Here is a 26,226-nt window from a genome sequence, read left to right as displayed (position 1 = left end):
TAGTTTTATTCCTCCTTCTTAGATTTTTTAAAGAAACGTGATAGGCTCAATTCCCATGTTCCAAGGAGTCCACCTGGTCTGAAAATCATTACCAAGACCAAGGCCAAAGCGTAAATAATCATACGCACACTAGCTACGTCTTGGAGAAGCATATTCAAAATTCCCAGAACAATAGCCGATACAATGGCACCTGTAATGGAACCAAGTCCACCAAAGACAACAATAATCAAAACGTTGATTGAGTTGATGAAAGTGTAATCTTTCGGTACAACTGAACCGATAAATCCTGCCTGAAGTGACCCTGCAATACTCGCAGTAATGGCACCAAAGACAAAAGCGATGATTTTAATTTTAGTCGTATTAACCCCAACTGACTCAGCAGCGATTTCATCCTCACGAACAGAGAGGGTTGAACGACCAATTGGACTACGCAAGAAGTTCAAGGTTGCAATGGTTGTAATCACAACAAAGAAGTAAACCATTTGCCAAGTTGTAAAGTTTGGAATTCCCAAGATACCTGCCGCACCATTTGTAAGGCTTCCGCCATTGATGATAAAGATACGGATAATTTCAGAAACACCTAGAGTTGCTACTGCAAGATAGTCCCCCTTCAAACGCAAGGTTGGAATTCCGACAAGCAAGGCAACTGCTCCTGAAAGTAAAGCCCCTATCAGCATGGCTCCAAAGAAGGCACCGTAGGTTGGTGATTTAGAACCAATAATAGCTGCTGCATAGGCACCAATCGCCATGAAACCAGCATGACCAAGTGAAAATTGTCCTGAAAAACCAACGATTAAGTTGAGACCAACAGCCAAAATAATATTAATTCCAATTTGTTGTAAAATCTGTACATAGAATAGATTGAGTACTCCGACTGAAACCAATACACTAATCAAGCCATAGCCAGCTAATAAAAGGAGTAACCATAGAATATTAACTTTTAAATTTTCCTTCATCGCTTACACCTTCTCTTTCACATTTTTACCAAGGATACCAGCTGGGCGGACAATCAAGATCAACAACAAGATTCCATAAACAATAGCATCACGGAAGTCTGACATCCCAAAGGCTGTCGCAAAAGTTTCTAATAGACCAATCACAAAGCCACCAAGAGCCGCACCAGGAATGATTCCGATACCACCAAGTACCGCGGCAACGAAAGACTTAAGACCTGGAGTAACCCCCATCAAAGGCTCAAGAGAGTTATAATAGAGGGCAATCAGAACACCAGCCGCACCCGCAAGAGCTGAACCCAAAGCGAAGGTAAAGCTGATCGTACGGTTTACATTGATCCCCATCAATTGTGCCGCATCGCTATCTACAGATACAGCACGCATGGCTTTCCCCATCTTAGTCTTTTGGACAATGACCTGTAACAAAATCATCAAAATCAAGGAAATGGCCAAGATCATTAACTGCACGTTTGTTAGGCTAACTGGTCCCAAATCATAGCGAACTGTTTGAATCGCTTGAGGAAAGGCACGAGTATTGGCACCAACCAGATAGACCATGCCATACTCCAATAGGAAAGAAACCCCAATAGCTGTAATCAAAACAGCAATACGAGTAGAGTGACGCAAAGGTCGGTAAGCAAGGAACTCAATCACGACACCAAGAATAGCTGTCGCTAGCATGGCTACAATAAGAGCTACAAAGAAATTCATTTGGAAAGAATTGATCAAGAAATAACCGATAAAGGCTCCCATCATATAAATATCACCATGGGCGAAGTTGATGAGCTTGATAATTCCGTAAACCATGGTATATCCTAGTGCTAACAGCGCATAAACACTACCTAGAATCAAACCATTTACTAGTTGTTGGAGCATAAGATTCACTCTTTCTATTTATAATTCCGAGGGTTTTCCCTCACTTTTTGATAGGTTCTTAAACATCGAAACAGGGAGTGAGTCCGAGGCTCATTCCCTATTTCAACATTTTTCTATTATGGTTTTACAACTTCTGCTGCTTCAACCTTACCATTGTTCATGGTCATCATGTAAGCAGTTTTGACTGTGTTGTGGTCTGCATCGAAGCTTGTTTGACCAGTTACACCTTCAAAGTCTTTTGTTTTAGCAAGATTATCCTTGATTTCACCTGAGTTTTTAGCACCTTTTGCTGCGTTTGCTACAAGGTGAACTGAGTCATAAGCCAAGGCTGCAAATGTTGAAGGCTCTTCATTGTACTTAGCACGGTAAGCATCAAGGAAAGCTTTTGCTTTAGCTGAAACTTCTACAGTAGTTGAGAAGCCTGAGATAAAGTAGATGTTTGATGCTTTTTCAGCAGTTGCTTGTTGTACAAACTCTTCACCGTTGAATCCATCACCACCAACGATTGGTTTGTCAATTCCCATACCACGCGCTTGGTTTACAATCTTACCAGCCTCATTATAGTAACCAGGAACAACGATAGCATCAAAGTCTTTCCCTTTCATTTTTGTAAGGGCTGCTTGGAAGTCTGTGTCACCTGCTACGAAAGTTTCATCTGCAACGATTTCACCCTTGTATGACTCGCGGAAAGATTTGGCAATCCCTTTAGCATAGTCACTGGCATTGTCAGTGTAAAGAACAACTTTCTTAGCATTTAATTTTTCAGAAACATAGTTTGAGATAATTTTTCCTTGGAAGCTATCTTGGAAAGTTCCAATAAAGAGGTAATCTTGACCTTTAGTCAATCCATCTTGAGTCGCACTTGGTGAGATCAATGGAACACCTGCTTTTGTAGCGTTCGCTACCGCAGCTGCAGTCGCACCAGATGTCGCAGGTCCTACGACTGCTGATACTTTAGATTGGGTTACAAGGTTAGTTGTAACTGAAGCAGCTTCAGCTGTTTCAGACTTATTATCTTTATCGACTACTTCGATTTGTTTTCCATCGATACCACCTGCAGCATTGATTTCATCAACAGCCAATTGGGCACCTTTTTGTTCAGCTGTTCCGTATGCAGCTAAAGAACCTGATTCTTCAAAGTTAAACCCGATTTTAATTGTCTTTTCCTCTACTGAGTTACCAGCAGTGTTGACTGCTCCAGACTTCACTTCTCCACAGGCTGCAAGAAGTGCTACACTTGCAAGCGCTACAAAGGATAGGGTAAATTTTTTCTTCATCTTTTTGTCTCCTTATTTCTTAAATAGTCTGTTAAGAATATACCGAATTATCAGAAAATTGTCAATGTTTTCCTTGAACTTTTTCGATGATAACGTTTTCCTATCGATAAAGATTGCCCACAAAGGGTGTTTCCAACTCTTGGATATGACAAACCCTAACTTTTTTAATAAATTTTTCCTTGCTCAAGCGTCCGACCAATTGCTCCACTTCTTGAGTTGGAACATAGAGTTGTAAGTAACGATGTTTCTTGGAATGATAGGTAATATCTCCATAATCCTGCAGTTTTTTGGCATCACGATTATAGTAAAGATAGATAATCAAGCCAGAGCGATTGACTTTTTCAAACATGATAAATCCTCTTTCTAAGAAATCTCTCCCTATTATACCAAAAAAAGCAAACCCAGTCGAGTTTGCCTTCTATAATCATTAGTTCAATGAATTGTTGGCCATGATTTCATCAATAAAGCCATATTCAAGTGTTTCTTGGGCACTCATCCAGTTATCTCGTTCTGCATCTGCATGGACTTTTTCGATTGACTGACCTGAATTTTCAGCCAAGATTTTTTCCAAGGTGTTACGAGTTTTAAGCAAGTGTTCTGCAGCGATCGCCATATCGGTTTGTTGAGTACCACCACCTGTACCGCCCATTGGTTGGTGAATCATGTATTCAGCATTTGGAAGCATGAAACGTTTGCCTTTTGCTCCACTTGATGCGATGACCGTCCCCATAGATGCTGCCATACCCATAACGATGGTTTGGACATCTGCCTTGATAAAGTTCATGGTATCAACGATTGCCAAACCAGCTGAAACGGAACCACCAGGTGTATTGACATAAAGGTAAATATCTTTTGTACTATCTTGGGCATCCAAGAAAAGCAATTGGGCAATAACAGAGTTAGCCATATTGTCTTCAACTGGACCTGTCAGCATAATGATGCGGTCTTTAAGAAGACGTGAGTAAATATCGTAGGAACGTTCTCCACGGCTTGTTTGTTCAATAACTACAGGAATCATTCATTTCTCCTTTTGAGTTTTAATTTTGTTGGTCAAATGACTGAAGATAAGACTATTATAATATCTTGGTCAAAAAAGGTCAAATTTTTGCTCTGCTTTCATTAGACAGAAACAAAAACCCAACCTCCTTTCGTGACTAGAAATACTTTTCCAAGTCATTCTTCTTTTCGATCTTATTTTGTACCGAACAAGCGGTCCCCAGCATCTCCAAGACCTGGGACGATATAACCGTGTTCGTTCAAGCGTTCATCCAAGGCTGCTGTAAAGATTTCTACATCTGGATGAGCTTCTTGAAGGGCTTTTACACCTTCTGGTGCTGATACAAGGCAGACAAATTTGATATTTGATGCGCCACGTTTTTTAAGAGAATCAACAGCCAAGATTGCTGAGCCACCTGTTGCCAACATTGGATCTACTACAAAAATTTGACGTTGGTCAATATCTTCAGGCAATTTCACCAAGTACTCAACTGGTTGAAGTGTTTCTTCATCACGGTACATACCGATATGACCAACTTTAGCAGCTGGAACCAAGCTTAAGAGCCCATCAACCATCCCGATACCTGCACGCAAGATTGGAACGATGGCCAATTTCTTACCTGCCAATTGTTTTTGAACTGTTTTTGTAATTGGTGTTTCGATTTCCACATCTTCTAGTGGAAGATCACGAAGTACTTCATACCCCATCAACATTGCAATCTCATCTACTAGCTCACGAAAAGCTTTTGTAGAAGTATCTGTACGACGCAAGATTGACAATTTGTGTTGAATCAGCGGGTGATTAATAACTTCAATTTTTCCCATTTTTGGAATTCCTTCTTTCAATTTATTCTTCTCATTATACCAAAAAACGGTTTAAAAATCTTTCTAAACCATTTATTTTTGATAATTTTTACATTAAATCTGCCTCTTTAAGAGCTGTCTGTACTGTCTCAAGTGGTAAATGAGTCAATTCTGTTCCCTTTTCTTGATAAAGGTATTGGGCATAGTCGTCCATTCGGTACTGGTTGATATAAACCACGCGCTTGCAACCAACCTGCAATAATTGTTTGGTACAGTTGAGACAAGGAAAATGGGTCACATAGGCTGTAAAGCCTTTGGGAACACCACGCTCAGCACCTTGAAGGATAGCATTGACCTCAGCGTGAAGGGTGCGAACACAGTGGCCTTCAATGACCAAACATTCGTGATCAATACAATGCTCAGTTCCTGACACCGAACCATTGTAACCAGTGGAAATAACCTTATTATCTTTTACCAGAATCGCGCCCACTTTAGCACGTTTACAAGTGGAACGATTGGCAATTAGTAGGGCTTGGGCTGCAAAATACTCATCCCAGGCCAGTCTTTTTTCAGTCATCTCTTTTCTCCTATTTCTCTATTTTTTAAAAAATGGTAAACCTAAATCTGCAATCTTTTCAGCTGGTACCTTCATGCCATCCTTGATCCATTTTAGAAGGACAGAGACGATGGCTGAGCTCCAGAAGGAATGAAGATAAGAGCTGACACCTTTTGATTTCCCATGGTATTTTTCTAGAAATTCCTGCATGGCTTGGACAAAGATTTTTTCCAGATGGTAATCCAAGGCCAATTGAATCACTCTAACTTCCTTTCTGGCCTCCCGGAAAAGGTGAACCCAAACCAAATAAAGGTCTGTCTTTAAATCGTAATGATGCAGCTGTTCCATAATATTGTGGACAGTTCGTTTAAAGACGCTCTCTAAAATTTCCTCTTTGGAGTCATAATTGCGATAAAAGGCCGCACGCGAAACACCTGCACGTTTGACCAATTCAGAAATACTAATCTTGGTCAGTTCCTTTTTTTCCAAGAGTTGCAAGAGGGCTGTTTCAATGGCTTCTCTGGTTAATAAATTGGATTCTTGGTTTGATTTTCTGAGATTTTCAAGAGACTTTTCAGAGATTCTACGTTCAGACATAACATTTTCTTTCTACTTGTCACAACAGACGGATGATGCTTTTGTTTCAAGGGTTTTCATGATATAATTGTAAAAAAAGACAGAACCTTTGTCAATGTATAACTGACAAAGATGGAGAATTTCTATGACTTGGAAGATTATTGCTGACTCTGGTTGTGATTATCGTCAACTGCCAACACCAGCTATTAACACAACCTTTGTAAGTGTCCCCTTAACCATTCAAGTAGCTGATCAGGTCTTTGTTGATGATGCCAGTCTTGATATTGACCATATGATGGAAACCATGTATGCAACCGCAGAAGCTTCAAAATCAGCTTGTCCAAGCCCAGATGATTATTTGCGAGCATTTGAAGGTGCCAAAAACATTTTCCTAGTAACCATCACTGGTACTCTTTCTGGTAGTCACAATAGTGCTCAACTGGCCAAGAATATTTATCTGGAAGAACATCCTGACACTAAGATTCATGTAATTGATAGTTTGTCTGCTGGTGGTGAAGTTGACCTACTCGTAGAAAAATTGAATGACTTGATTGCCCAGGGCTTGTCTTTTGAAGAAGTGGTTGAAGCTATCACCGCCTATCAAGAAAAAACTAAGTTGCTCTTTGTCCTAGCCAAAGTCGATAACTTGGTGAAGAACGGCCGTTTGAGCAAGCTTATCGGTACGGTCGTTGGCCTTCTCAACATTCGTATGGTCGGAGAAGCTAGTGAAACTGGAACTCTCGAATTGCTACAAAAAGCAAGAGGAGCAAAGAAGTCAGTTCAAGCAGCCTATGAAGAGTTAGTGAAAGCAGGATATGCTGGTGGCCGTATTGTCATGGCCCAACGCAATAACGAGAAATGTTGCCAACAGCTTTCAGACCGAATCCGTGAAACCTTCCCACAGGCGGATATTAAAATTCTCCCAACATCTGGTCTCTGCAGTTTCTATGCAGAAGATGGCGGTCTGCTGATGGGCTATGAAATTGATTAATTGCATTCTTGACAAGAGGTAACCATCATCTCTTGTTTTTTTTGTGGTACAATAGAGCTATGAAACATTTTGATACTATTGTCATCGGTGGAGGACCTGCTGGTATGATGGCTACGATTTCCAGTAGCTTTTATGGACAGAAAACCCTCCTCATCGAAAAAAATCGGAAACTTGGAAAAAAGTTAGCTGGGACTGGTGGGGGACGTTGCAATGTGACCAACAATGGTAGCTTGGACGACCTACTAGCTGGAATTCCTGGAAACGGACGCTTTCTTTACAGTGTTTTCTCCCAGTTCGATAATCATGACATCATCAACTTTTTTACAGAAAATGGTGTTAAACTTAAGCTCGAAGACCACGGACGCGTCTTTCCAGCCAGTGACAAGTCTCGGACTATTATCGAAGCTTTGGAAAAGAAAATCACTGAACTAGGTGGTCAAGTTGCTACTCAAACCGAAATTGTTTCGGTTAAAAAAATCGGCGAACAGTTTGTCCTTAAGTCCGCAGACCAAACCTTCACTTGTGAGAAACTCATTGTCACAACTGGTGGAAAATCCTATCCTTCTACTGGTTCGACTGGTTTTGGTCACGAGATTGCCCGCCATTTTAAGCATACCATTACCGAGCTTGAAGCTGCTGAAAGTCCTTTATTAACAGATTTTCCACATAAGGCCTTGCAGGGGATTTCGCTGGATGATGTGACTCTAAGTTATGGCAAGCGTGTCATCACTCACGATTTGCTTTTTACCCACTTTGGTTTGTCAGGCCCTGCTGCCCTACGTATGTCTAGCTTTGTCAAGGGTGGGGAGATTCTCTCACTGGATGTTTTGCCTCAGCTTTCTGAGAAAGACTTGGCTAAATTCCTAGAAGAAAATCGAGAAAAAGCTCTAAAAAATGCCTTAAAAACCTTGTTACCAGAACGCTTGGCAGAGTTTTTTGTGCAAGGATATCCTGAAAAAGTCAAACAGCTGACTGAAAAGGAACGAAAACAACTTGTCCAGTCCATTAAAGAACTTAAAATTCCTGTAACTGGAAAAATGTCCCTTGCAAAGTCCTTTGTTACCAAGGGTGGAGTCAGTCTCAAGGAAATCAATCCTAAAACCCTTGAAAGTAAGCTGGTACCTGGCCTCCACTTTGCAGGCGAAGTCATGGATATCAACGCCCACACAGGTGGCTTTAACATCACTTCTGCCCTCTGTACTGGCTGGGTGGCGGGAAGTCTGCATTATGATTAAAGAACTTTTAATAGAAAAAATCGGAAGATTACTCCTCCGATTTTATTTTGCTTGAGTTTGGACATAGTGGGCAATGACATCTGATGTGTACTGGGCTGTTCCAGTACCAAATTTGTCAATATTTTCCTTAAACTCTGGGTTATAGACGTAGCCTTTACCGATATGACCGAATACTTCAATAGTACAATCAAATCCATAAGTACGAATGGCTTGCAAGAGCTTGGCTGTTTGCTCTTGGTTTTCAGTTGCTGTTACAGGCAGACTAGCTTGAAGATTTTGTGCTAAGACTTGAAAAACTTGGTTGAAGGCAGCCGTAGCTTCGTCTTCGTGACCTTTCTGGCGCTCCAGCGCTTGGTCCATGACTTCTTGTCCATATTTCTCTACCGCCTCTTGGTGGTATTTTTGATGGTCTTGGTAGTTAAATCCAGCAAATTTCTCTTGAATGCTCATTTCTCTTTCTCCTTTTTGTTCTTGAATGGTTTTTTGCAAGGTTGAAATCAAGGTATCCAGATGTTCCCTTTCTCGAGTCAAATAGTCCAACTGCCTGGTCAAATGAGGCAATAAATCTGTCCTTTCTTCCTTTAATAGCTCTGCTATCTTTTCTAAAGAAAAGCCTAGATATTTGTAGTAAAGAATGACCTGAAGGCGTTCCAAATCCTCCTGACTGTAGGTTCGATAGCCATTTTCCGACTTTAAAGGAACCAAAAGTCCTATCTTATCGTAGTGGTGTAGGGTCTTGACAGAGACGCCCGAAAGCTGCGCAGCTTCTTTTATATGGTACATGATTTCCTCCTTACATTGATATTATAACCCCTCCCCTTAGGTCAGAGTCAAGCGATTTTGCGAAATTTTTTACTTTATCATAACATGAAAATGGTTTTCTTAACAGACCTTAGAAAACATGATAGGATAGTCAAGTCTATCAATCAAAAGAAACGCTCACTTTAAGTACTTACGAGGCTATTTGCCAAGGGCAGTAGCTTTTTCTTTTGTAACACTAATTTTAGGAGTTTAACTATGTCTGAAAAATCGCAATGGGGTTCTAAACTGGGCTTTATCCTAGCATCTGCTGGTTCAGCCATCGGACTTGGAGCCGTTTGGAAATTCCCCTACATGACTGCTGCTAACGGTGGAGGAGGCTTTTTACTAGTCTTTCTCATTTCCACTATTTTAATCGGTTTCCCCCTATTGCTGGCTGAATTTGCTCTCAGCCGAAGTGCTGGTGTCTCAGCTATCAAAACCTTTGGAAAACTAGGCAAGAATAGTAAGTACAACTTTATCGGTTGGATTGGTGCCTTTGCCCTCTTTATCCTCTTATCTTTCTACAGTGTTATTGGCGGCTGGATTTTAGTCTATCTAGGCATTGAGTTTGGAAAATTGTTCCAAATTGGTGGAACGGGTGATTATGCTCAGTTATTTACTTCAATCATTTCAAATCCAGCCATTGCCCTGGGAGCTCAAGCAGCCTTTATCCTATTGAATATCTTCATTGTATCACGTGGGGTTCAAAAAGGGATTGAAAGAGCTTCGAAAGTCATGATGCCTCTGCTCTTTATCATCTTTGTCGTCATCATCGGTCGTTCTCTCAGTTTGCCAAATGCCATGGAAGGGGTTCTTTATTTCCTAAAACCAGACTTTTCTAAGCTGACAAGTGCTGGTCTCCTCTATGCTCTGGGACAATCTTTCTTTGCCCTCTCACTAGGGGTTACAGCCATGCTGACCTATGCTTCTTACTTAGACAAGAAAACCAATCTGGTCCAATCAGGAATTTCCATCGTAGCCATGAATATCTCGGTATCCATCATGGCAGGTCTCGCCATTTTCCCAGCTATGTCAGCATTCAATATCCAGTCTGAAGGGGGACCGAGCTTACTCTTTATCGTCTTGCCTCAACTCTTTGACAAGATGCCTTTTGAAACCATTTTCTACATCCTCTTCCTCTTGCTCTTCCTCTTTGCGACAGTCACTTCTTCCGTCGTTATGCTGGAAATCAATGTGGGCAATATCACCAACCAGGACAACAGCAAGCGTGCCATGTGGAGTGCCATTTTGGGAATCTTGACCTTTGTCTTTGGCATTCCCTCAGCCCTATCTTACGGTGTCATGGCGGATGCTCACATCTTTGGGAAGACCTTCTTTGACGCTATGGACTTCTTGGTTTCCAATCTCCTCATGCCATTTGGAGCTCTCTGCCTTTCACTTTTTACAGGCTATATCTTTAAAAAGGCTCTTGCAATGGAGGAACTCCATCTTGATGAAACCGCATGGAAACAGGGACTGTTCCAAGTCTGGCTCTTCCTTCTTCGTTTCGTCATTCCAATCATCATCATCGTGGTCTTCATCGCCCAATTTATATAATCAAAAAGGACTTGAGTAGTAAACTCAGGCCCTTTCTTTTTTATGGATGGCTAACAATCAATTCCAAACCTTGCCCTTCCAGAGTCCAAGCTTCAACATCACTTGGTAAGATAAAGTGACTGCCTTTTTGGATTGGATAATTTTTCCCGTCAACAGTCAGTTGACCTTGACCAGCTAAGACACTGAATAAGCTGTAGTCAGCTGTCTTTTCGAAGTCAACTTTTCCAGTAATTTCCCACTTGTAAACTGCAAAGAAATCATTGGATACAAGGAGAGTGGAACGCAAATCATCTGCTTTAACAGTTACAGGACGGCTATTTGCAGGCTCACCAATGTTTAAGACATCAATGGATTTTTCAAGATGAAGTTCACGCAAGTTGCCCTTATCGTCCTTGCGGTCAAAGTCATAGACGCGATAGGTGGTATCGCTAGACTGCTGGGTTTCAAGAATCAAGATGCCAGCCCCAATGGCATGCATGGTGCCACTTGGCACATAGAAGAAATCTCCAGCCTTAACAGGCACTTTTGTCAGCAAGTCATCCCAATTCTTGTCCTCGATTTGCTGGCGGAGTTCTTCTTTTGACTTGGCATTGTGGCCGTAGATAATCTCTGAACCTTCATTCGCAGCGATGATGTACCAGCACTCTGTTTTTCCAAGCTCGCCTTCATGCTCGAGTCCATAAGCATCATCTGGATGAACTTGAACACTGAGCCAGTCGTTGGCATCCAGAATCTTAGTCAAAAGCGGAAATACAGGCTCAGGACGATTGCCAAACAATTCACGGTGTTCTGCATACAAAGTAGCTAGATCTGTTCCCTCAAAACTACCATTGGCAACTTTAGAAACTCCATTTGGGTGAGCTGAGATAGCCCAGTATTCCCCTATTTTTTCACTTGGGATGTCGTAGCCAAACTCATCACGTAGCTTGGTTCCACCCCAGATTTTTTCTTGCATAACTGATTGTAAAAATAATGGTTCTGACATTTTATTCTCCTGTCTGATCTTTCTTCCTTCATTATAACAAAAAAAGAGTTCCATTTGAACTCTTTTTTACATCTTATAAAGCAGGGAGAAGATTTTATAAAAATAGTAAACAAATGTGCTCTACTCGATGCTTGCTCCATTGCTATCAATGACATCCTTGTACCAATAGAAGGACTTCTTCTTGCTACGTTTGAGAGTCCCATTTCCTACATTATCTCGATCTACATAGATAAAGCCATAGCGCTTATTCATTTCCCCTGTGCCAGCTGAAACCGGATCGATACATCTCCAAGTCGTATAACCAAGCAAGTCAACCCCGTCTTGGTAAATGGCATCTCGCATGGCCTTGATGTGGGCCTCTAAGTAAGTAATCCGATAGTCATCTGCTACATAACCATTCTCATCCGGTTTATCCATAGCACCGAGTCCATTTTCTACGATAATACTAAACTAAAATCAAAAAGCATTATATAATAGTAATATGAAATCAACTAAAGAAGAAATCCAAGCTATCAAAACACTTTTAAAAGACTCTAGTACAGCTAAATATCATAAACTCCTTCAAATCGTTCTATTTCGTCTGATGGGTAAATCTTATAAAGAGATTATAGAGCTTTTAGGCTGTAATCAAACAACGATTTGGCCAACTGTAAAAAAATATGAGGAGTTCGGACTCGATTCTCTCCTTCAAGAAACACGTGGTGGTCGTAACCATGCATATATGACAATTGAGGAAGAGAAAGCCTTTCTTGCCCGTCATTTGAAGGCTGCAGAGGCAGGAGAATTTGTTACAATTGATGCCTTATTTCAGGCTTATACAAAGGAGTTAGGTCCTTCCTACACACGTGATGCCTTTTATCAACTCTTGAAGTGCCATGGTTGGCGAAATATTAGGCCACGTCCAGAACATCCCAAGAAAGCAGACTCTCAAACCATTGTCGCGTCTAAAAATAAAATCTCAATTCAAGAAGACAAGAAAGCGCTTTAAAACCAGTAGGCGTTTTCGTAAGGTTCGCTTGATGTACCAAGATGAGGCTGGTTTCGGTAGAATCAGTAAACTGGGATCTTGTTGGGCTCCAATGGGGAGTAGGTCCACATGTCCATAGTCACTATATACGAGAATTTCGCTATTGTTATGGAGCTGTTGATGCCCATATTGGAAGATGTCATGAATCAACTTCAAGATGTTATACAAGGACTGGAGAAGGAGGTGATAAAGTCCATCGTTAATCGGAGATGGACTAGAATGCTTTTTGAAAGTAGATGAGTATTAAATGCAATTTCTTTATATTAAAAAGACCGGATTGCTCCGATCTTTTCAATAGTTCATATCTTCAATTTCTGTTTTAAAAATAGCTAAGGTTAACGTCAAATGACTAAGCATCCTATTTCATACGATAAAAATCAATCACTAGACCAGCAGGACCTTTTACAATCAAGGATTCTGTTCCCCAATCCGTTTCACAAGGACCGTGTAAAATCTCGACACCGATCTCTTTTAAACGTTGGTAATTCTGATTTAGATCCTCAACCTCGATATGAATAATGATTCCTGACTGAAAGTTTTCCAAAGGAACCAAATGATTTTGAGACAACATCAGACAGTGACTGCCAATCGTAAACTGAGAAAAACCATCATCAGCATAATCTGCCTTTTTATCCAATATATGCTCCAAGTCAGTACAAACTTGGGGAACATTTGAAACGATAATATCTAATTGATTTAAATTCATTTACTCTCCTCCATAAAAAGACCGGATTGCTCCGATCTTTTAAAGTTCCGCTCTATGAAAATCAAAGAATAAAGTCTACAAGTTTCATATTTGATTTTCGGCGAGAGGAATTATTTAATTGCGCGTGATTGCAACCCTTCTTCTTCCAAGAAGAGACGGAATGGTACGAGTTCTTCTGCTTCGTATTTTTCTTTGAAGGCTTTGATAGCTTCTTCTGAGTGAAGTTTTGGATCCAATTCAAGTACTTCTACTGGAAGTGGACGGTGTGGAGTGATGCGAGCATCGATCACAATAGTTTTACCTTCTTTGTTGAGTTTAACAGCTTCTGCAACAACTGCATCGATGTCTTCGATACGGTCAACTGTAAATCCTACAGCACCTTGCGCTTCAGCGATTTTCGCATAGTCAGCATTAGAGAAGTCACAACCAAACAAGTGTTTGTTTGTGTCTTCGTATTTGTCCTTGATGAAGGCATATTTACCATTTGAGAAGACAACGTTGATAACTGGAAGGTCGTATTGAACGTTTGTGATAACGTCTGGGTAGCACATGTTGAATGCACCGTCACCCATGATGTTCCATACTTGGCGAGCTGGATTGTCTTTCTTAGCAGCGATACCACCAGGAAGGGCAATACCCATTGTCGCAAAGAGTGGAGATGTACGCCACATGTTCTTAGGTGTCATGTGAAGGTGACGAGTAGATGTTTGAGTAGTGTCACCTACGTCGATTGAGTAGATAGCGTCTTGATCAGCATGTTTGTTGATTGCATTGTAAACTTGATACAATTGCAATTCACCCTCAGTTTTACCTTCGAGTTTGTTCATGTAATCACGCCAGTTTTGGTTGTTCTTCACGTTTGCACGCCACCATGGAGTAGATTCAACTGGATTCACTTTGTCAAGGATTGCTTTGGCTGCTTGACCTGCATCACCAAGGATTGAAGCGTCAAGGGCGTGACGTTTACCAAGTTTGTAAGGGTCAATATCAACTTGAATGAATTTTTCAGTGTTCTTGAATGCTTCGTAAACTTCAGCAAATGGGAAGTTTGAACCAAGGAAAAGAACTGTGTCTGCTTCAAAGACCACTTCGTTGGCTGGCTTCCAACCAACACGGTAAGCAGAACCTGTCAAACCTTCATAGTTCCATTCGAAAGCTTCAAAGTTTTTACCAGTTGTGATAATTGGTGCTTTGATTTTACGTGACAATTCAGTGATCACTTCACCAGCTTTAACACCACCGTAACCAGCATAGATAACTGGACGTTCAGCATTGTTCAAGATTTCAACAGCTTTGTCGATTTCAACTTCGTTCAAAGCAGAAGCGATAAATGAACGCTCGTATGAACCTGATCCATAGTATGAGTTTTCGTCGATTTCTTGGAAACCAAAGTTTACTGGGATTTCAACAACAGCTGGACCTTTTTTAGAGACTGCAGCACGGCAAGCTTCGTCGATTACTTTTGGTAATTGCTCAGCGTAAGCTACGCGTTTGTTGTATACAGCGATACCGTTGTACATTGGGTTTTGGTTCAATTCTTGGAAAGCATCCATGTTCAATTCATTAACTGGACGTGATCCAAGGATCGCTAGGAATGGAGTGTTATCCATAGCTGCATCGTAAACACCGTTAATCAAGTGAGTCGCACCTGGACCACCTGAACCAACTGCAACCCCGATTGAGCCACCGAATTTAGCTTGCATAACCGCTGCAAGAGAACCTGTCTCTTCATGGCGAACTTGCAAGAAGCGGATATCTTTGTCTTCAGCCAAAGCGTCCATCAATGAGCTGAGTGTTCCTGATGGGATACCGTAGATTGTATCTACACCCCATGTTTTCAATACGTTAAGCATTGCTGCAGATGCAGTAATTTTTCCTTGAGTCATAGTGATAACTCTCCTTCAATTTTTTAGACTTGGAGAATACGATTACATAGAATTGGAAACGTTCTCCAAATTTTTACTATTCCACTATATCATATTTATGTTGACTTTTCTAAAAATCTGCTCAAAACTCTCTACTTTCTATTCTAATACAGTTTTGAAAGTGCTGCCATTCCTGTTTTATAACAAAGAAATCTAGTCATTACTTTTAGTCTATTTTACTAAAGTTTAGTAAGAGTGAACTAGTCAGAACAGATACAGAACTAAAGGCCATGGCTAGACCTGCCAATTCTGGAGTGAGCGCCAGTCCAACACCAGAAAAGACTCCTGCTGCAATCGGAATTCCGACGACATTGTAGATAAAGGCCCAGAAAAGATTGAGCAGAATTCGATTAAAGGTTTTCTTACTCATGTCAAAGGCACGCACCACGCCTAGGAGGTTATTGATTGTCAACACTAAATCTGCTGACTCGATGGCAATATCTGTTCCAGCCCCCATAGCAATTCCCACATCTGCTACACTGAGGGCAGGGGCATCATTGATACCGTCCCCAACAAAGGCTACTTTACCAGCTGATTGTAGTTTATGAATTTCATGGGCTTTTTCTTCTGGCAAGACACCTGCAATGACCTCTTCGATTCCGATCTGATCGGCAATAGCACGCGCCACACCTGCATTATCTCCTGTCAGCATGACTGTTTTAAGGCCACGCTTTTTCAACTGACTGATGGCTAGCTTGGCATTTTCCTTGGGAATATCTTGTAGTGCAAGCAAGCCTTTGATTTCATTGTCAACAGCCAAGAACACAACTGTCTTAGCTTCTTTTTCTAGTTCTTCTAGTTTATCTTGATAAGTGCTAGAAATGTTCATGCCGTCCAGCATTTTAGCATTTCCAAGCAAAACTTGTTTTCCATTGATTTGCCCTGAGACACCTTTTCCGTGCAAGGCTTGGAAATTTTCAACAGTGTGAAACTCAAGTCCAGCTTCACTCGCTCGTTTCACAACGGCTTCAGCCAGTGGGTGTTGAGAAGCTTCTTCCAAGGAAGCTGCCAATCCAAGCACTTCTACTTCGTCGCCGATGATATCTGTGACCACAGGTTTCCCTTCCGTCAAAGTCCCGGTCTTATCAAAGACGATAGTTTGAACTTTCTGGATTTCCTGTAGAACCGTTCCATTTTTGAGGAGAACTCCCATCTTGGCACTGCGACCTGTCCCCACCATAAGGGCTGTCGGTGTTGCAAGTCCCAATGCACAAGGGCAGGCAATAATCAGAACTGCTACTCCATAGAGAAGCGAAGACACAAAGCTCGACCCAAGCACAACTACACTATCCCTGAGCAAGACGAACCAAACCCAAAAGGTCACAATCCCTAAAATGACAACTGCTGGGACAAAAATCCCTGAAATTTTATCCGTCAAGTCCTGAATCGGCGCACGACTTGTCTGAGCTTTCTTCACAAAATCCACAATCTGAGCCAAAACAGTCTCTGAACCGACTTTTTCTGCTCTAAAAACAAGTGTTCCACTATTATTGATGGTTGAGCCAATGACAGTATCTCCAACTGTCTTGTCCACAGGCAGACTCTCACCTGTCACCATAGACTCATCAATACTAGAGACACCTTCTACTACGACACCATCAACCGCAATCTTTTCACCGGGACGCACTCGAATCAGGTCACCTACCTTGACTTGCTCCAAGGGAACTTGAACATAGTTACCCTCACGCAAGACTTCTGCACTTTTAGCCTGCAAGTCAAGTAATTTCTCCACAGCTTGGGAAGTATTTTTCCGCATTTTCTCCTCAAAAACGGCTCCCATAAGAACGAAGAAGAAGATAAATGCAGCACTTTCAAAGTAAACGGGGAGGCCAGCGAAGAGGGCAACTAAGCTATAGAAATAGGCCACTAGGGTTCCCAGCGCAACCAAGGTATCCATGTTGGCATTGTGCTTTTTAAAACTAGCCCAAGCACTTTGGATATAAGGACCACCTGCTACTAGCATAATCGGTGTTGTGGCTAAAAAGGTTCCCCAACGCAGGACTTGGTGACTAATTCCTCCTGTCGACATCCCAATCATGAGAATCACAAGAGGCACAGTAAAGATACTAGTAATCCAAAAACGCTGTAAAAGTGATAGAGATTTTCGAGTCTTCTCAACTACGGTATAACTCCCCTTTTGCATCTTCATGCCACAAGAAAATTCATGTTGGCCTAATTCTTGAGGAGTAAAACGAATTGTCTTCTCTTCGTCTACGCCGATTGGTTCCAAGATGCCTTCTTCCTCAAAAAGAATTTCCTTATAACAGTTTGAAGGAGTCACACGATGAAAGGTAATCTCAGCTGGAATTCCCTTTTGAAGCTGAATATGGGCTGGATGATAGCCTTTGTCTGCCGTGATACGGATTTTTTGAACACCATTTTCAAGACTTGCTTTTACAATTTCAGTCATATCATTCTCCTATTCTACAATCATCTTACCGTGCATCATATTCATGCCACAAGAGAAACCATACTCTCCAGCCTGCTCAGGCGTGATTTCCACTATATACTCTTCCCCCATAGGTAGGTCCGCATGTACACCAAAATCTGGAAAAACAATTTGATCCAGACATGGTGAAGGATCCTTGCGGTCAAAGACAATGCGGGCTGGCACTGATTTCTTGAGAATAATCAACTCAGGCGTATAGCCTCCCATGACTTCCACTCGAATCTCTTGGTAGCCCTTTTTTTGCTGGGCCTTTTGTCCAGATTTTTCAGGCTTTTTGAAAAACCAAAACAAGATAAACGCGATAAGGGCAATACAAATAATGGTTACAATACTATTTAACATGACGTCTCCTTTACATACAATTACATTTTACTTCTGTCATAGCGTTTGATTTCTTCTCAGAAATCACAGCTTCCAAGTCTTCTAAGTCAGCCTGAGTAAAATCACATTCAGTAATCAAATCAGCCAACAAGTTCTTAATCCTACGGGAACAAACCTTGTCCTTGATATCTTGGACAAGTAAATCCCGACTTTGATCCAAAGTTAAAAGGGCTGAATAGACAAAGGACTTGCCTTCTTTTTTCCGAGTCAAACACTCTTTCTCGACCAAACGAGCCAAAAGAGTTTGAATGGTTGACTTGGACCATTCGAACCGCTCCGCCAGAACCCTGATCAAATCCGTACTGGTCTGCTCCCCCTGCATCCAAATAATCTTCATGACCTGCCATTCTGCATCTGAAATCTGCATCATCACACCTCCAAAATCTACATTTGTCAATTATGTTTCTTAGTATACTCCTAAAGTCTACATTTGTCAATTATGAAATCAATATTTTATTTGAAAAATAGGATTTTAATCATTTGAAAAACGATTTGCAGTCAAATATTAGTATATAAACAATAAAAATATGCTATACTAAAGAAAAAAGAAAACAACCACTAGGGGTGCGTAAAGCTGAGATTAACGACTGTTAGACCCTTTGACTCAATCTAGGTAATGCTAGCTGATGGAAGTGGAAATGATAATGGGGACTAGCAGTCTTCTATTGCCTTCCTGAAACAGATTAGCTTGTTCTTAAGAATACAAACTTCAGTTGGTTGGGAGGTTTTAGATGACTTATTTACCCGTTGCTTTGACCATTGCAGGTACTGACCCTAGTGGTGGTGCTGGCATTATGGCTGACTTAAAGTCGTTCCAAGCTAGAGATGTCTATGGAATGGCTGTTGTAACCAGTCTTGTCGCTCAAAATACCAGAGGTGTTCAATTGATCGAGCACGTTTCTCCTCAAATGTTGAAAGCCCAATTGGACAGTGTCTTTTCTGATATTCCACCTCAGGCTGTAAAAACTGGGATGTTGGCAACTACCGAAATCATGGAAATCATCCAGCCCTATCTTAAAAAGCTGGATTGTCCCTATGTTTTAGATCCAGTTATGGTAGCGACTAGCGGAGATGCCTTGATCGACTCAGTTGCTAGAGACTATCTCAAAACAAACCTGCTTCCCCTTGCAACCATTATCACGCCCAATCTTCCTGAGGCAGAAGAGATTGTTGGTTTTTCAATCCATGACCCCGAAGACATGCAGCGTGCTGGTCGCCTGATTTTAAAAGAATTTGGTCCTCAGTCTGTGGTCATCAAAGGTGGCCATCTCGAAGGTGGTGCTAAAGATTTCCTCTTTACCAAGGATGATCAATTTGTCTGGGAAAGCCCACGAATTCAAACCTGTCACACCCATGGTACTGGATGTACATTTGCTGCAGTGATTACGGCTGAACTAGCCAAGGGAAAGAGCCTTTACCAGGCAGTTGATAAGGCCAAGGCCTTTATCACGAAAGCCATCCAAGACGCCCCTCAACTCGGTCATGGTTCTGGCCCAGTCAACCATACAAGTTTTAAAGATTAAGAAAAAAACTCTCTAGTTCCCACTTTAAGGGAATTAGAGAGTTTTTATACTCTTCGAAAATCTCTTCAAACTACGTCAGCTTCTATCTGAAACCTCAAGGCAGGGCTTTGAGCAACCTGCGGCTAGCTTTCTAGTTTACTCTTTGATTTTCATTGAGTATTAGTTAGGAAATAATGTCATGCAACTTTGTTAAAAAGGCTTGCGTTTTTGCCTCAATATCTTCTGCCTGCATCAAATCACGCACTACAGCTACACCAGCTATACCCGTGTCCATAAGCTGATCAATATTCTCTGATGTCAAGCCGCCAATAGCAACTACTGGAATGGCGACCGTTTGGCAAATTGTTTTCAAGGTCGATATCAGAGTAATGGGCGCATTTTCCTTGGTGGTGGTTGGGAAAATGGCTCCTGTCCCCAAGTAATCTGCACCTGATTTCTCCGCTTCCAGAGCTCTTTTAACCGTTTTAGCGGTGACACCTAGGATTTTATCAGGTCCCAAGACTTGTCGGGCAACCGAAACTGGTAATTCATCATCTCCGATATGCAGACCTGCTGCATCAACCGCAAGACAAACATCCAACCGATCATCGATTATCAAGGGTACCTGATAAGCATCTGTTATTTCCTTGACTTGTTTTGCCAGCTGATAATATTGATTGGTTGTGAGATTTTTTTCTCGCAATTGGACTATGGTAACCCCTGAACGGCAGGCCGTCTCAACTTTTGCAAGAAAGCTTTCCACGGAATCTTGATAACGATTGGTTACCAGATATAGTCTAAGTGCTTCTCTATTCATAAACCTCTCCTTTGATGGCATCTAGCCAATTTTCATCTCTTTTGAGGAGCGAAAGCTGATTGAGTACTTGGTAACGAAATTCTTCCAATCCCATTCCTTGAACAACTATTTTCTCAGCAGCGATATTGAGATAAGAGACTGCTAAGCAAGAAGCTTCAAAACCAGTCTTTCCTTGGCTGAGAAAAACAGCTGTTAAGGCTCCAACCAAGTCTCCTGTCCCTGTTATCCAGTCTAACTCTACACAGCCATTCTCCAATACAGCAACCTGATTCTTCGAAACGATAAGGTCCTTGGGGCCAGTGACTAAGAATGACATACCAGGATAGGTCTGACACCAGTCTTTCAAGACTTGAAGCAAATCCTCCGTTTCTTGATCTTTAGCACTCGCATCGACCCCAACGCCGTGGTGTTTTAAGCCAACAAGACTTCGAATTTCTGACATGTTTCCTTTAAGGACCGTTGGGCTATAGTCTAAGAGGTCTTTAACTAAGCTCTTACGAATGGAGGAAGCCGTTACGCCAACCGCATCTACTACCATTGGAAGAGAAACTTGAGCTGCATACGAGGCTGCCATGCGGATTGCTTTTTCCTTCTCAGCTGACAAATGCCCCAAATTGATGAAGAGAGCCTGACTTTGCTTAGTAAAATCAAGAACCTCACGGGGATCATCTGCCATGACAGGTTTGCATCCCAGAGCCAAAATCCCATTTGCCAGCATCTCACAAGAAATCTCATTGGTCATACAGTGAATAAGAGAACTCGTTTCCAGAGGAAAAGGATTTATCAATTCCTGCATCATTCTATCCTTTCACCAAAGAAATATCCCTGCACTTTTTTAAAGAATTCCTGCTTGATTAAAAATCGAAAAGCAATAAAGGAAATCGCTGTACCAATCAAGGTTGCTCCGAAAAATCGAGGAGTGTAGATAAACCAGCTAAGCTTAGCAGCCGATCCTGTAAAGAGTACCATAACAGGATAGGAAACAATAGAACCAATAATACCTGTTCCCACAATCTCTCCTAGAGCGGAATAATGAAATTTTCGACCATACTTATAAAAGAGACCTGCCAGGAGGGCTCCAAAAGTTGCTCCTGTAAGAGCTAAAGGTGGAATCCCTTGAGTTGTCATACGGATAAAAGCTGTCACTGTAGCCATAGCCAAGGCATAAACAGGTCCCATCATGATTCCTGCTAGAATATTGACTACACTGGACATCGGTGCCATTCCCTCAATCCGAAAGATAGGTGTAAGGACTACATCAAGGGCAATCATCATAGATAAAATGGTTAATTTGTGAACTTGTAATTGGTGCTTTCTCATGTTTATTATTCTCCTTTTTCTAAAGACTGTAAATCGCTCTTCCATGTCTGGTGTTGGTAGGCCATTTCCCAAAACTTGGCTTCCATATGAACACTGATGTGGAAGGCATCTAGCATTTTTTTCCTGTCTGTCTCGTCACTTTCTCGATAGAGTTGATTGACCAGCGCTCCCTCCTCTCTGATCTGCTGCTCTAACTCATCCGTAATATAAGTTTCAATCCATTGTTGGTAGAGAGGATTTGGTGATGGTTTAAGATTAAGTGATTTGCCTATATCATGGTATAACCAAGGACAAGGCAGCAAACTTGCAAAGGCAATGGCTAAGTTCGGCTCTGCAAATTGCCTATAAATATGTGAAATGTAATGATAACAGGTTGGAGCGATTGGATGTTGCTCCATTTCCTGGTCGCTGATTGCCAATTCCTTGAAAAATTGTTGGCGGATGAATAACTCACCCTCCACTAAACCCTGAGCATTTTGTTTCAAGAGCCTTTTCATCTCTTGGTTTGAAGTCTTATCAGCCAAAAGGTGATAGATTTCCGAGAAGGCCTTCAGATAGTAGGCATCCTGAATCAGGTAATAGCGGAAAATGGCAGGGGCTAAATTTCCCTCTTGCAACTGTAAAACAAAGGGGTGATGAAAGGAGGCCTGCCAAGCTTCCTTGGATAATTCCATCGCAATATCTGTAAATTCCATAATAACTCCTTTATAAAAATAGACTGGTTTGAAGCAATAAAAAGAAAAGCAGGTAGATTAATTTTGTTTTTTTAGGAATATAAAAAGTCCGATAGTTATTCTTCAACTGTGCATGTTCGTCATATCCATGCGCCGATAGAGCTCTCAGGTAAAGATGGCGCCACCTAAAGACCGTCATCAAAACCTTACTGTAAATCAAGGGCGACCAAAAATGTAGTTCTTGACCGCGTAATAGGCAAGCTTCTTTGAGGGATTTGATTTCTTTCTGGATAAGGGGAAAGGAATTGAATACCACAATCAAGGCATAGGCCCATGACCGTGATAGCCCCTTTTGAGCCAAGTACAAGAGAAGCTCTTTTAGGGAAATAGAAGAAATAAAGACAAGGCCAATACAAACGGTCACAAAGGCCCTCGTTCCAAGCATGACTGCCTGTGAAGCATCTCCGTGTAACTGAACTGCCCAGTAGTTGGCAAAAGATGGTAAAATGGCAAGTATGATCATCCAAGCTAACATTTTAAATCGACGGTAATAGAGCATAAAGAGAATACAAAATGCGACTACCGAAAGATTCAGAGCAATCGAAGGAATGAAAGATGTTTCCAAGGATAAAATCAGCAAGAAGAGACTGATAATTGGTGTCTGGGTTGCTACTTTGACCATACTATCTCACCTCCCCTTGAGTATTGCTACTCTGAGATGTGAGTGGTTTGGCAATGGTCACTTCTTTCACATGACTGAGACCCTGACTAGTCATCTCAATCCAATAATCAACCACAGAGATCAAAGGATCTAAACGATGGCTAATGATCAAAAAACTTCTTCCTTGATTCCTCTCCTCCACAATCCACTGACAGAAATAATGGCAGGCTCTATCATCCAAACCTGCAAAAGGTTCATCTAGCAAAATCACGGAAGCCTTACTAGTCAAGATGGTCAAGAGCTGAAGAATCTTTTGCTGGCCACCACTTAATTGATAGGGACTCTTATCGAGTGACTGCTCCAAATCAAAATATCGTAAGGCTTGAAGAATACGCTGATTTCTTTCAGAATCAGGTCCATCTAATTGAAGTTCCTCTCGCAGACTGGCCCTGATAAACTGCTTTTCAGCTTCCTGAACAACACCCGTCAGGTCACGATACAAACTCTTTTTCTTTTTCAAGACTGTCCCCTTCCAGGTAATGCGCCCCTTATACTTTTGAAATTGAAGAATAGACCGAAAGAGGGTTGATTTCCCGACACCATTGTCACCCAAGATACAGGAAATTCCTTGGTAAAATGTAAAATCCACAATCGAAAAGAGGGGACGCTTATCTAGCTCACAAGTCGTTCGATCCATATGGAACAGTTCCGGGCTAGAAGCAACTTCCTTTGAAGCAACCTGTGTCATCTCAGAGGTAGGGATTTGAAACACTTCCCTTAGTTTTCCGTCTCTTAGCTCAACCATATGGTCGATATAGGCTTTATAGTCAGATAAATCATGGTCGCACAAAATAACTGTCTTCCCATCAAGAGCCAACTCTTTTAGAATCTCCAATATCTCGATTCTGCTCTTGCGGTCAATGGAAGCGAAGGGCTCATCCAAGAGATAGACCCTAGGATTCATGGCAAAGAGGACAGCCAGCGCTGCTTTTTGCTTTTCCCCACCTGATAGGTGATGAATGGGACGGTGTAAGATTGCCTCGCAACGACATTGCTGGACAACCTCTGCTATTTTAGAATCAATTTCCTGAAGGTGATAGCCGATATTCTCCAAGGTGAAAATCAGCTCCTCAAACAAGTTCTCCATGGTAAATTGATGATTGGGATTTTGAAAGAGAATGCCAACCTTCTGGACACGTGCGATGATAGAAAGCTGACTGACCTCGCTCCCATCTATCAGGACTTGACCACTATAGGGAAGAGAACTGACTTGGGCAATGACTTGAAAAAGGCTGGATTTTCCTGAACCACTGCTCCCAACTAACAAGGTAAAGGCTTGCGCATGAAAAGTAAAATCAAACGGCTCAGAGAAGATTGGGGACTGAATCGCTCGTAGTTCCAGACCCATCTATGCTTTTCCTCCAGTTGCAAACTGATGATAGAGTTTGACAATGGCACGAACCAAGATGGTACAGAAGAAATAAACAGAAATAAAACGTACCACAAGTAAGGAAAGGACAAACGGAAGGGAAAAGGCGTAGTAACCTAACTTAATGTATTCATAGACAAAGCTAACAAGCGTAATCCCAATACTATTAGCAGTTAGAGAGAGCCAACTTTCATAGCGATTCTTAGTTACGATAAAACCAAATTCACTTCCCAAACCTTGAACTAAGCCAGACAAAAGAGCTCCTAGACCAAATTGGCTACCATAAAGGACTTCAGCAAGCGCAGCTAGCACTTCTCCAATCGTTGCACTTCCGATTCTCGGAACAAAGATGGCAGCAATGGGCGCAGCCATACACCAGAGACCGAAGAGGATTTCATTGGCAAAGGCCTGCAAACCAAGAGGTGTTAAGAGTAGACTGAGAATATTATACACATATCCTGAACCAACGAAAACCCCACCAAAAAAGATAGACAAGAAAGCAAGCAAGATAACATCTTTTAACTGCCATTTTTTCAACATAAAAAACTCCTTTTTTAAAAGAAAAGTGGGGCACTCAAGAAGACCGACCTAAATACTTTGTATAGCAGATTGAATTTAGAACAGTACACAGGAATGCTAAAATATTTCTAGAAATTAATTTGAATTTTCTAATTGATTTGTTCGCATCTTATTTCAATCTACTATATCATCTTCATCCAGTTTCGTAAAAGAAAAAACTCTAATTACAGATACGAATTAGAGTTCAGCTTACAAGATTAGACAGTTCTTTTCGACATACGAAAAAAACATTTCACATTTCCCTTCGCCAGTCTTAACTGTATCAGGTTCAATGGGTATCATCTCAGCCTAAAGCACCCCAAATGCCTTTATTATTTAATTATGTGATTATTATAACACACATTTTATACTAGTTCAAGAAATTGAACTGGAAATACAGCCTTGCACTCACAAAGACAGCAGATCTTTCTTTTGCAAAAAACAAATGACCTGTTTGATGAATTAGCCATTCAAGCTGAATCTAGACATAGCTTTTTAAAAAAGGAAAATCCTACTTACTTAGAATCCAAGGATAGATATCTATTGTTCACTCATTTCCCGAACAGTTTTTTCTATATTTTTTGCATACGATATTGCCGAAATGATTGAAACGCCGTCAACATTGGTCTTTATAATGTCTTTAATATGTTTCGTCTGTATCCCACCAATTGCAACTAAAGGCATTTGTGGCAATAGTTTTCTCATCAATTCAAGACCTTCATAACCTATAGCACCACCAGCATCATCTTTTGACTGGGTATCAAATACAGGCCCAACACCTACATAATCTACATATTCAACTTTTGATTGTTGAAATTCTTCTTCGTTTCTTATAGAAAGACCAATTATTTTATCTGGCATCAATTTTCTAATTTCATCAACACCAAGGTCATCTTGACCTACATGTACGCCATCAGCATCTATTTCCAATGCTAACTCAATATCATCATTAACGATAAATGGAACATTGTATTTTTTACAAAGATCCTGTAGTTTAATTGCTAATTCGACTTTTTCTTTACCTTCTAAGGCTCCCTCCCCTTTTTCTCGAAATTGAAATAAGGTTATACCACCTTTTAAGGCTTCCTCAACGACTCTATATAGATTTTTTCCTTGGCAAGTAGTCGTTCCACAAATAAAATATAGTTTTAGTAATTCTTTATGAAACAT

Annotated in this window: 27 protein-coding genes, 2 pseudogenes and 2 riboswitches; of the genes and pseudogenes, 5 read left to right on the top strand and 24 right to left on the bottom strand. The window is 41.2% G+C overall.

Annotated elements, in window-relative coordinates; translation table 11 throughout:
* Positions 1-5 precede the first annotated feature (5 nt).
* From SPPN_RS03750 to SPPN_RS03715, 8 genes are all read right to left on the bottom strand, one after another.
* Positions 6-956, bottom strand: coding sequence for a branched-chain amino acid ABC transporter permease (locus SPPN_RS03750; RefSeq protein WP_000662285.1), 951 nt, complete (start codon positions 954-956; stop codon positions 6-8).
* Between the two features lie 3 nt (positions 957-959).
* Positions 960-1,829, bottom strand: a complete 870-nt coding sequence (locus SPPN_RS03745) for a branched-chain amino acid ABC transporter permease (RefSeq protein ID WP_000941427.1) — start codon at positions 1,827-1,829, stop codon at positions 960-962.
* A gap of 116 nt (positions 1,830-1,945) precedes the next feature.
* Positions 1,946-3,106, bottom strand: a complete 1,161-nt coding sequence (locus SPPN_RS03740) for an ABC transporter substrate-binding protein (RefSeq protein ID WP_000726426.1) — start codon at positions 3,104-3,106, stop codon at positions 1,946-1,948.
* Between the two features lie 100 nt (positions 3,107-3,206).
* Positions 3,207-3,455, bottom strand: a complete 249-nt coding sequence (locus SPPN_RS03735; RefSeq protein ID WP_000462126.1) for a YlbG family protein — start codon at positions 3,453-3,455, stop codon at positions 3,207-3,209.
* Between the two features lie 78 nt (positions 3,456-3,533).
* Positions 3,534-4,124, bottom strand: a complete 591-nt coding sequence (gene clpP / locus SPPN_RS03730; protein ID WP_000613475.1) for an ATP-dependent Clp protease proteolytic subunit ClpP — start codon at positions 4,122-4,124, stop codon at positions 3,534-3,536.
* 173 nt (positions 4,125-4,297) lie between these two features.
* The gene (upp, locus tag SPPN_RS03725) at positions 4,298-4,927 is read right to left on the bottom strand and encodes a uracil phosphoribosyltransferase (RefSeq protein ID WP_000515974.1); all 630 of its coding nucleotides are present in this window, start codon (positions 4,925-4,927) and stop codon (positions 4,298-4,300) included.
* Between the two features lie 88 nt (positions 4,928-5,015).
* Positions 5,016-5,483, bottom strand: coding sequence for a deoxycytidylate deaminase (locus tag SPPN_RS03720; protein WP_000136976.1), 468 nt, complete (start codon positions 5,481-5,483; stop codon positions 5,016-5,018).
* 18 nt (positions 5,484-5,501) lie between these two features.
* Positions 5,502-6,059: a TetR/AcrR family transcriptional regulator gene (locus SPPN_RS03715; RefSeq protein WP_000004146.1), complete on the bottom strand. Its 558-nt coding sequence runs from the start codon at positions 6,057-6,059 to the stop codon at positions 5,502-5,504.
* Positions 6,060-6,183: 124 nt separating this feature from the next.
* Between SPPN_RS03715 and SPPN_RS03710 the strand changes: the two genes are divergently transcribed.
* Together SPPN_RS03710 and aao are read left to right on the top strand one after the other, a co-directional pair.
* Positions 6,184-7,029 (top strand): DegV family protein, encoded by an 846-nt coding sequence (locus SPPN_RS03710; RefSeq protein WP_000219931.1) that lies wholly within the window; start codon positions 6,184-6,186, stop codon positions 7,027-7,029.
* A gap of 59 nt (positions 7,030-7,088) precedes the next feature.
* Complete coding sequence (aao, locus tag SPPN_RS03705; RefSeq protein ID WP_000680043.1) at positions 7,089-8,264, top strand: aminoacetone oxidase; 1,176 nt, start codon at positions 7,089-7,091, stop codon at positions 8,262-8,264.
* A gap of 42 nt (positions 8,265-8,306) precedes the next feature.
* On the opposite strand, the gene SPPN_RS03700 is transcribed toward aao, so the two are convergent.
* On the bottom strand, positions 8,307-9,047 hold the full coding sequence (locus SPPN_RS03700) for a MerR family transcriptional regulator (RefSeq protein ID WP_000274783.1): 741 nt from the start codon (positions 9,045-9,047) through the stop codon (positions 8,307-8,309).
* 234 nt (positions 9,048-9,281) lie between these two features.
* Here SPPN_RS03700 and SPPN_RS03695 point away from each other — a divergent pair, with 234 nt between their 5' ends.
* Positions 9,282-10,622, top strand: a complete 1,341-nt coding sequence (locus SPPN_RS03695) for a sodium-dependent transporter (protein ID WP_014017224.1) — start codon at positions 9,282-9,284, stop codon at positions 10,620-10,622.
* 40 nt (positions 10,623-10,662) lie between these two features.
* On the opposite strand, the gene manA is transcribed toward SPPN_RS03695, so the two are convergent.
* A complete protein-coding gene (gene manA / locus SPPN_RS03690) occupies positions 10,663-11,607 on the bottom strand; it encodes a mannose-6-phosphate isomerase, class I (RefSeq protein ID WP_014017223.1) in 945 nt (314 codons plus the stop codon).
* A gap of 120 nt (positions 11,608-11,727) precedes the next feature.
* Positions 11,728-12,048, bottom strand: a pseudogene (locus SPPN_RS03685) (family 1 glycosylhydrolase); the annotation flags it as partial.
* Positions 12,049-12,088: 40 nt separating this feature from the next.
* On the opposite strand from SPPN_RS03685, the pseudogene SPPN_RS11890 reads away from it, so the two are divergent.
* Positions 12,089-12,874, top strand: a pseudogene (locus tag SPPN_RS11890) (IS630 family transposase).
* A gap of 118 nt (positions 12,875-12,992) precedes the next feature.
* Here SPPN_RS11890 and SPPN_RS03670 read toward each other — a convergent pair.
* From SPPN_RS03670 to SPPN_RS03650, 5 genes are all read right to left on the bottom strand, one after another.
* Complete coding sequence (locus tag SPPN_RS03670; RefSeq protein WP_001052668.1) at positions 12,993-13,340, bottom strand: VOC family protein; 348 nt, start codon at positions 13,338-13,340, stop codon at positions 12,993-12,995.
* A gap of 110 nt (positions 13,341-13,450) precedes the next feature.
* Positions 13,451-15,226 (bottom strand): pyruvate oxidase, encoded by a 1,776-nt coding sequence (spxB, locus tag SPPN_RS03665; protein WP_000191828.1) that lies wholly within the window; start codon positions 15,224-15,226, stop codon positions 13,451-13,453.
* A 205-nt stretch (positions 15,227-15,431) separates the two neighbouring features.
* Positions 15,432-17,675 carry a heavy metal translocating P-type ATPase gene (locus SPPN_RS03660; protein WP_000136336.1) on the bottom strand — a complete coding sequence of 748 codons (2,244 nt, stop codon included), beginning with the start codon at positions 17,673-17,675 and terminating at the stop codon, positions 15,432-15,434.
* 9 nt (positions 17,676-17,684) lie between these two features.
* Positions 17,685-18,056: a cupredoxin domain-containing protein gene (locus tag SPPN_RS03655; RefSeq protein ID WP_000935054.1), complete on the bottom strand. Its 372-nt coding sequence runs from the start codon at positions 18,054-18,056 to the stop codon at positions 17,685-17,687.
* Positions 18,057-18,066: 10 nt separating this feature from the next.
* Positions 18,067-18,462, bottom strand: a complete 396-nt coding sequence (locus SPPN_RS03650) for a CopY/TcrY family copper transport repressor (RefSeq protein WP_001167219.1) — start codon at positions 18,460-18,462, stop codon at positions 18,067-18,069.
* Positions 18,463-18,645: 183 nt separating this feature from the next.
* Positions 18,646-18,743: riboswitch (TPP riboswitch) on the top strand.
* 83 nt (positions 18,744-18,826) lie between these two features.
* Between SPPN_RS03650 and thiD the strand changes: the two genes are divergently transcribed.
* Entirely contained in the window at positions 18,827-19,618 is a 792-nt protein-coding gene (gene thiD / locus SPPN_RS03645; protein ID WP_000221735.1) for a bifunctional hydroxymethylpyrimidine kinase/phosphomethylpyrimidine kinase, read from the top strand.
* A 163-nt stretch (positions 19,619-19,781) separates the two neighbouring features.
* On the opposite strand, the gene thiE (SPPN_RS03640) is transcribed toward thiD, so the two are convergent.
* From thiE (SPPN_RS03640) to thiE (SPPN_RS03605), 8 genes are all read right to left on the bottom strand, one after another.
* The gene (gene thiE, locus SPPN_RS03640) at positions 19,782-20,414 is read right to left on the bottom strand and encodes a thiamine phosphate synthase (RefSeq protein ID WP_001078227.1); all 633 of its coding nucleotides are present in this window, start codon (positions 20,412-20,414) and stop codon (positions 19,782-19,784) included.
* Positions 20,407-21,210 carry a hydroxyethylthiazole kinase gene (gene thiM, locus SPPN_RS03635; protein WP_001156960.1) on the bottom strand — a complete coding sequence of 268 codons (804 nt, stop codon included), beginning with the start codon at positions 21,208-21,210 and terminating at the stop codon, positions 20,407-20,409. The genes thiE (SPPN_RS03640) and thiM overlap by 8 nt, the downstream gene beginning before the upstream one ends.
* Positions 21,210-21,734 (bottom strand): energy coupling factor transporter S component ThiW, encoded by a 525-nt coding sequence (gene thiW, locus SPPN_RS03630; protein ID WP_001225551.1) that lies wholly within the window; start codon positions 21,732-21,734, stop codon positions 21,210-21,212. Before thiW ends, thiM begins: the two co-directional genes overlap by 1 nt.
* A 5-nt stretch (positions 21,735-21,739) precedes the next feature.
* The gene (gene tenA / locus SPPN_RS03625) at positions 21,740-22,429 is read right to left on the bottom strand and encodes a thiaminase II (RefSeq protein WP_000397189.1); all 690 of its coding nucleotides are present in this window, start codon (positions 22,427-22,429) and stop codon (positions 21,740-21,742) included.
* Positions 22,430-22,439: 10 nt separating this feature from the next.
* A complete protein-coding gene (locus SPPN_RS03620; RefSeq protein WP_000241367.1) occupies positions 22,440-23,090 on the bottom strand; it encodes an energy-coupling factor transporter transmembrane component T in 651 nt (216 codons plus the stop codon).
* Position 23,091: 1 nt separating this feature from the next.
* The gene (locus tag SPPN_RS03615; protein WP_000522106.1) at positions 23,092-24,477 is read right to left on the bottom strand and encodes an ATP-binding cassette domain-containing protein; all 1,386 of its coding nucleotides are present in this window, start codon (positions 24,475-24,477) and stop codon (positions 23,092-23,094) included.
* Positions 24,478-25,038, bottom strand: a complete 561-nt coding sequence (locus SPPN_RS03610) for an ECF transporter S component (protein ID WP_000915282.1) — start codon at positions 25,036-25,038, stop codon at positions 24,478-24,480.
* 261 nt (positions 25,039-25,299) lie between these two features.
* A riboswitch (TPP riboswitch) is annotated at positions 25,300-25,388 on the bottom strand.
* A 208-nt stretch (positions 25,389-25,596) separates the two neighbouring features.
* A complete protein-coding gene (thiE, locus tag SPPN_RS03605) occupies positions 25,597-26,226 on the bottom strand; it encodes a thiamine phosphate synthase (RefSeq protein WP_000468571.1) in 630 nt (209 codons plus the stop codon).

The organism is Streptococcus pseudopneumoniae IS7493, from assembly GCF_000221985.1.
GTDB classification, from domain to species: Bacteria; Bacillota; Bacilli; order Lactobacillales; family Streptococcaceae; genus Streptococcus; species Streptococcus pseudopneumoniae.
Note: the sequence above shows the minus strand (reverse complement) of the source record. Positions and strands in the feature narration are given on the sequence as shown.

Bases quoted from the DNA above. Each gene is read 5' to 3' on its own strand.
- SPPN_RS03750 (WP_000662285.1), bottom strand. From the start codon at position 956: ATGAAGGAAAATTTAAAAGTTAATATTCTATGGTTACTCCTTTTATTA.
- SPPN_RS03745 (WP_000941427.1), bottom strand. From the start codon at position 1,829: ATGCTCCAACAACTAGTAAATGGTTTGATTCTAGGTAGTGTTTATGCG.
- SPPN_RS03740 (WP_000726426.1), bottom strand. From the start codon at position 3,106: ATGAAGAAAAAATTTACCCTATCCTTTGTAGCGCTTGCAAGTGTAGCA.
- SPPN_RS03735 (WP_000462126.1), bottom strand. From the start codon at position 3,455: ATGTTTGAAAAAGTCAATCGCTCTGGCTTGATTATCTATCTTTACTAT.
- clpP (WP_000613475.1), bottom strand. From the start codon at position 4,124: ATGATTCCTGTAGTTATTGAACAAACAAGCCGTGGAGAACGTTCCTAC.
- upp (WP_000515974.1), bottom strand. From the start codon at position 4,927: ATGGGAAAAATTGAAGTTATTAATCACCCGCTGATTCAACACAAATTG.
- SPPN_RS03720 (WP_000136976.1), bottom strand. From the start codon at position 5,483: ATGACTGAAAAAAGACTGGCCTGGGATGAGTATTTTGCAGCCCAAGCC.
- SPPN_RS03715 (WP_000004146.1), bottom strand. From the start codon at position 6,059: ATGTCTGAACGTAGAATCTCTGAAAAGTCTCTTGAAAATCTCAGAAAA.
- SPPN_RS03710 (WP_000219931.1), top strand. From the start codon at position 6,184: ATGACTTGGAAGATTATTGCTGACTCTGGTTGTGATTATCGTCAACTG.
- aao (WP_000680043.1), top strand. From the start codon at position 7,089: ATGAAACATTTTGATACTATTGTCATCGGTGGAGGACCTGCTGGTATG.
- SPPN_RS03700 (WP_000274783.1), bottom strand. From the start codon at position 9,047: ATGTACCATATAAAAGAAGCTGCGCAGCTTTCGGGCGTCTCTGTCAAG.
- SPPN_RS03695 (WP_014017224.1), top strand. From the start codon at position 9,282: ATGTCTGAAAAATCGCAATGGGGTTCTAAACTGGGCTTTATCCTAGCA.
- manA (WP_014017223.1), bottom strand. From the start codon at position 11,607: ATGTCAGAACCATTATTTTTACAATCAGTTATGCAAGAAAAAATCTGG.
- SPPN_RS03670 (WP_001052668.1), bottom strand. From the start codon at position 13,340: ATGAATTTAAATCAATTAGATATTATCGTTTCAAATGTTCCCCAAGTT.
- spxB (WP_000191828.1), bottom strand. From the start codon at position 15,226: ATGACTCAAGGAAAAATTACTGCATCTGCAGCAATGCTTAACGTATTG.
- SPPN_RS03660 (WP_000136336.1), bottom strand. From the start codon at position 17,675: ATGACTGAAATTGTAAAAGCAAGTCTTGAAAATGGTGTTCAAAAAATC.
- SPPN_RS03655 (WP_000935054.1), bottom strand. From the start codon at position 18,056: ATGTTAAATAGTATTGTAACCATTATTTGTATTGCCCTTATCGCGTTT.
- SPPN_RS03650 (WP_001167219.1), bottom strand. From the start codon at position 18,462: ATGCAGATTTCAGATGCAGAATGGCAGGTCATGAAGATTATTTGGATG.
- thiD (WP_000221735.1), top strand. From the start codon at position 18,827: ATGACTTATTTACCCGTTGCTTTGACCATTGCAGGTACTGACCCTAGT.
- thiE (WP_001078227.1), bottom strand. From the start codon at position 20,414: ATGAATAGAGAAGCACTTAGACTATATCTGGTAACCAATCGTTATCAA.
- thiM (WP_001156960.1), bottom strand. From the start codon at position 21,210: ATGCAGGAATTGATAAATCCTTTTCCTCTGGAAACGAGTTCTCTTATT.
- thiW (WP_001225551.1), bottom strand. From the start codon at position 21,734: ATGAGAAAGCACCAATTACAAGTTCACAAATTAACCATTTTATCTATG.
- tenA (WP_000397189.1), bottom strand. From the start codon at position 22,429: ATGGAATTTACAGATATTGCGATGGAATTATCCAAGGAAGCTTGGCAG.
- SPPN_RS03620 (WP_000241367.1), bottom strand. From the start codon at position 23,090: ATGGTCAAAGTAGCAACCCAGACACCAATTATCAGTCTCTTCTTGCTG.
- SPPN_RS03615 (WP_000522106.1), bottom strand. From the start codon at position 24,477: ATGGGTCTGGAACTACGAGCGATTCAGTCCCCAATCTTCTCTGAGCCG.
- SPPN_RS03610 (WP_000915282.1), bottom strand. From the start codon at position 25,038: ATGTTGAAAAAATGGCAGTTAAAAGATGTTATCTTGCTTGCTTTCTTG.
- thiE (WP_000468571.1), bottom strand. From the start codon at position 26,226: ATGTTTCATAAAGAATTACTAAAACTATATTTTATTTGTGGAACGACT.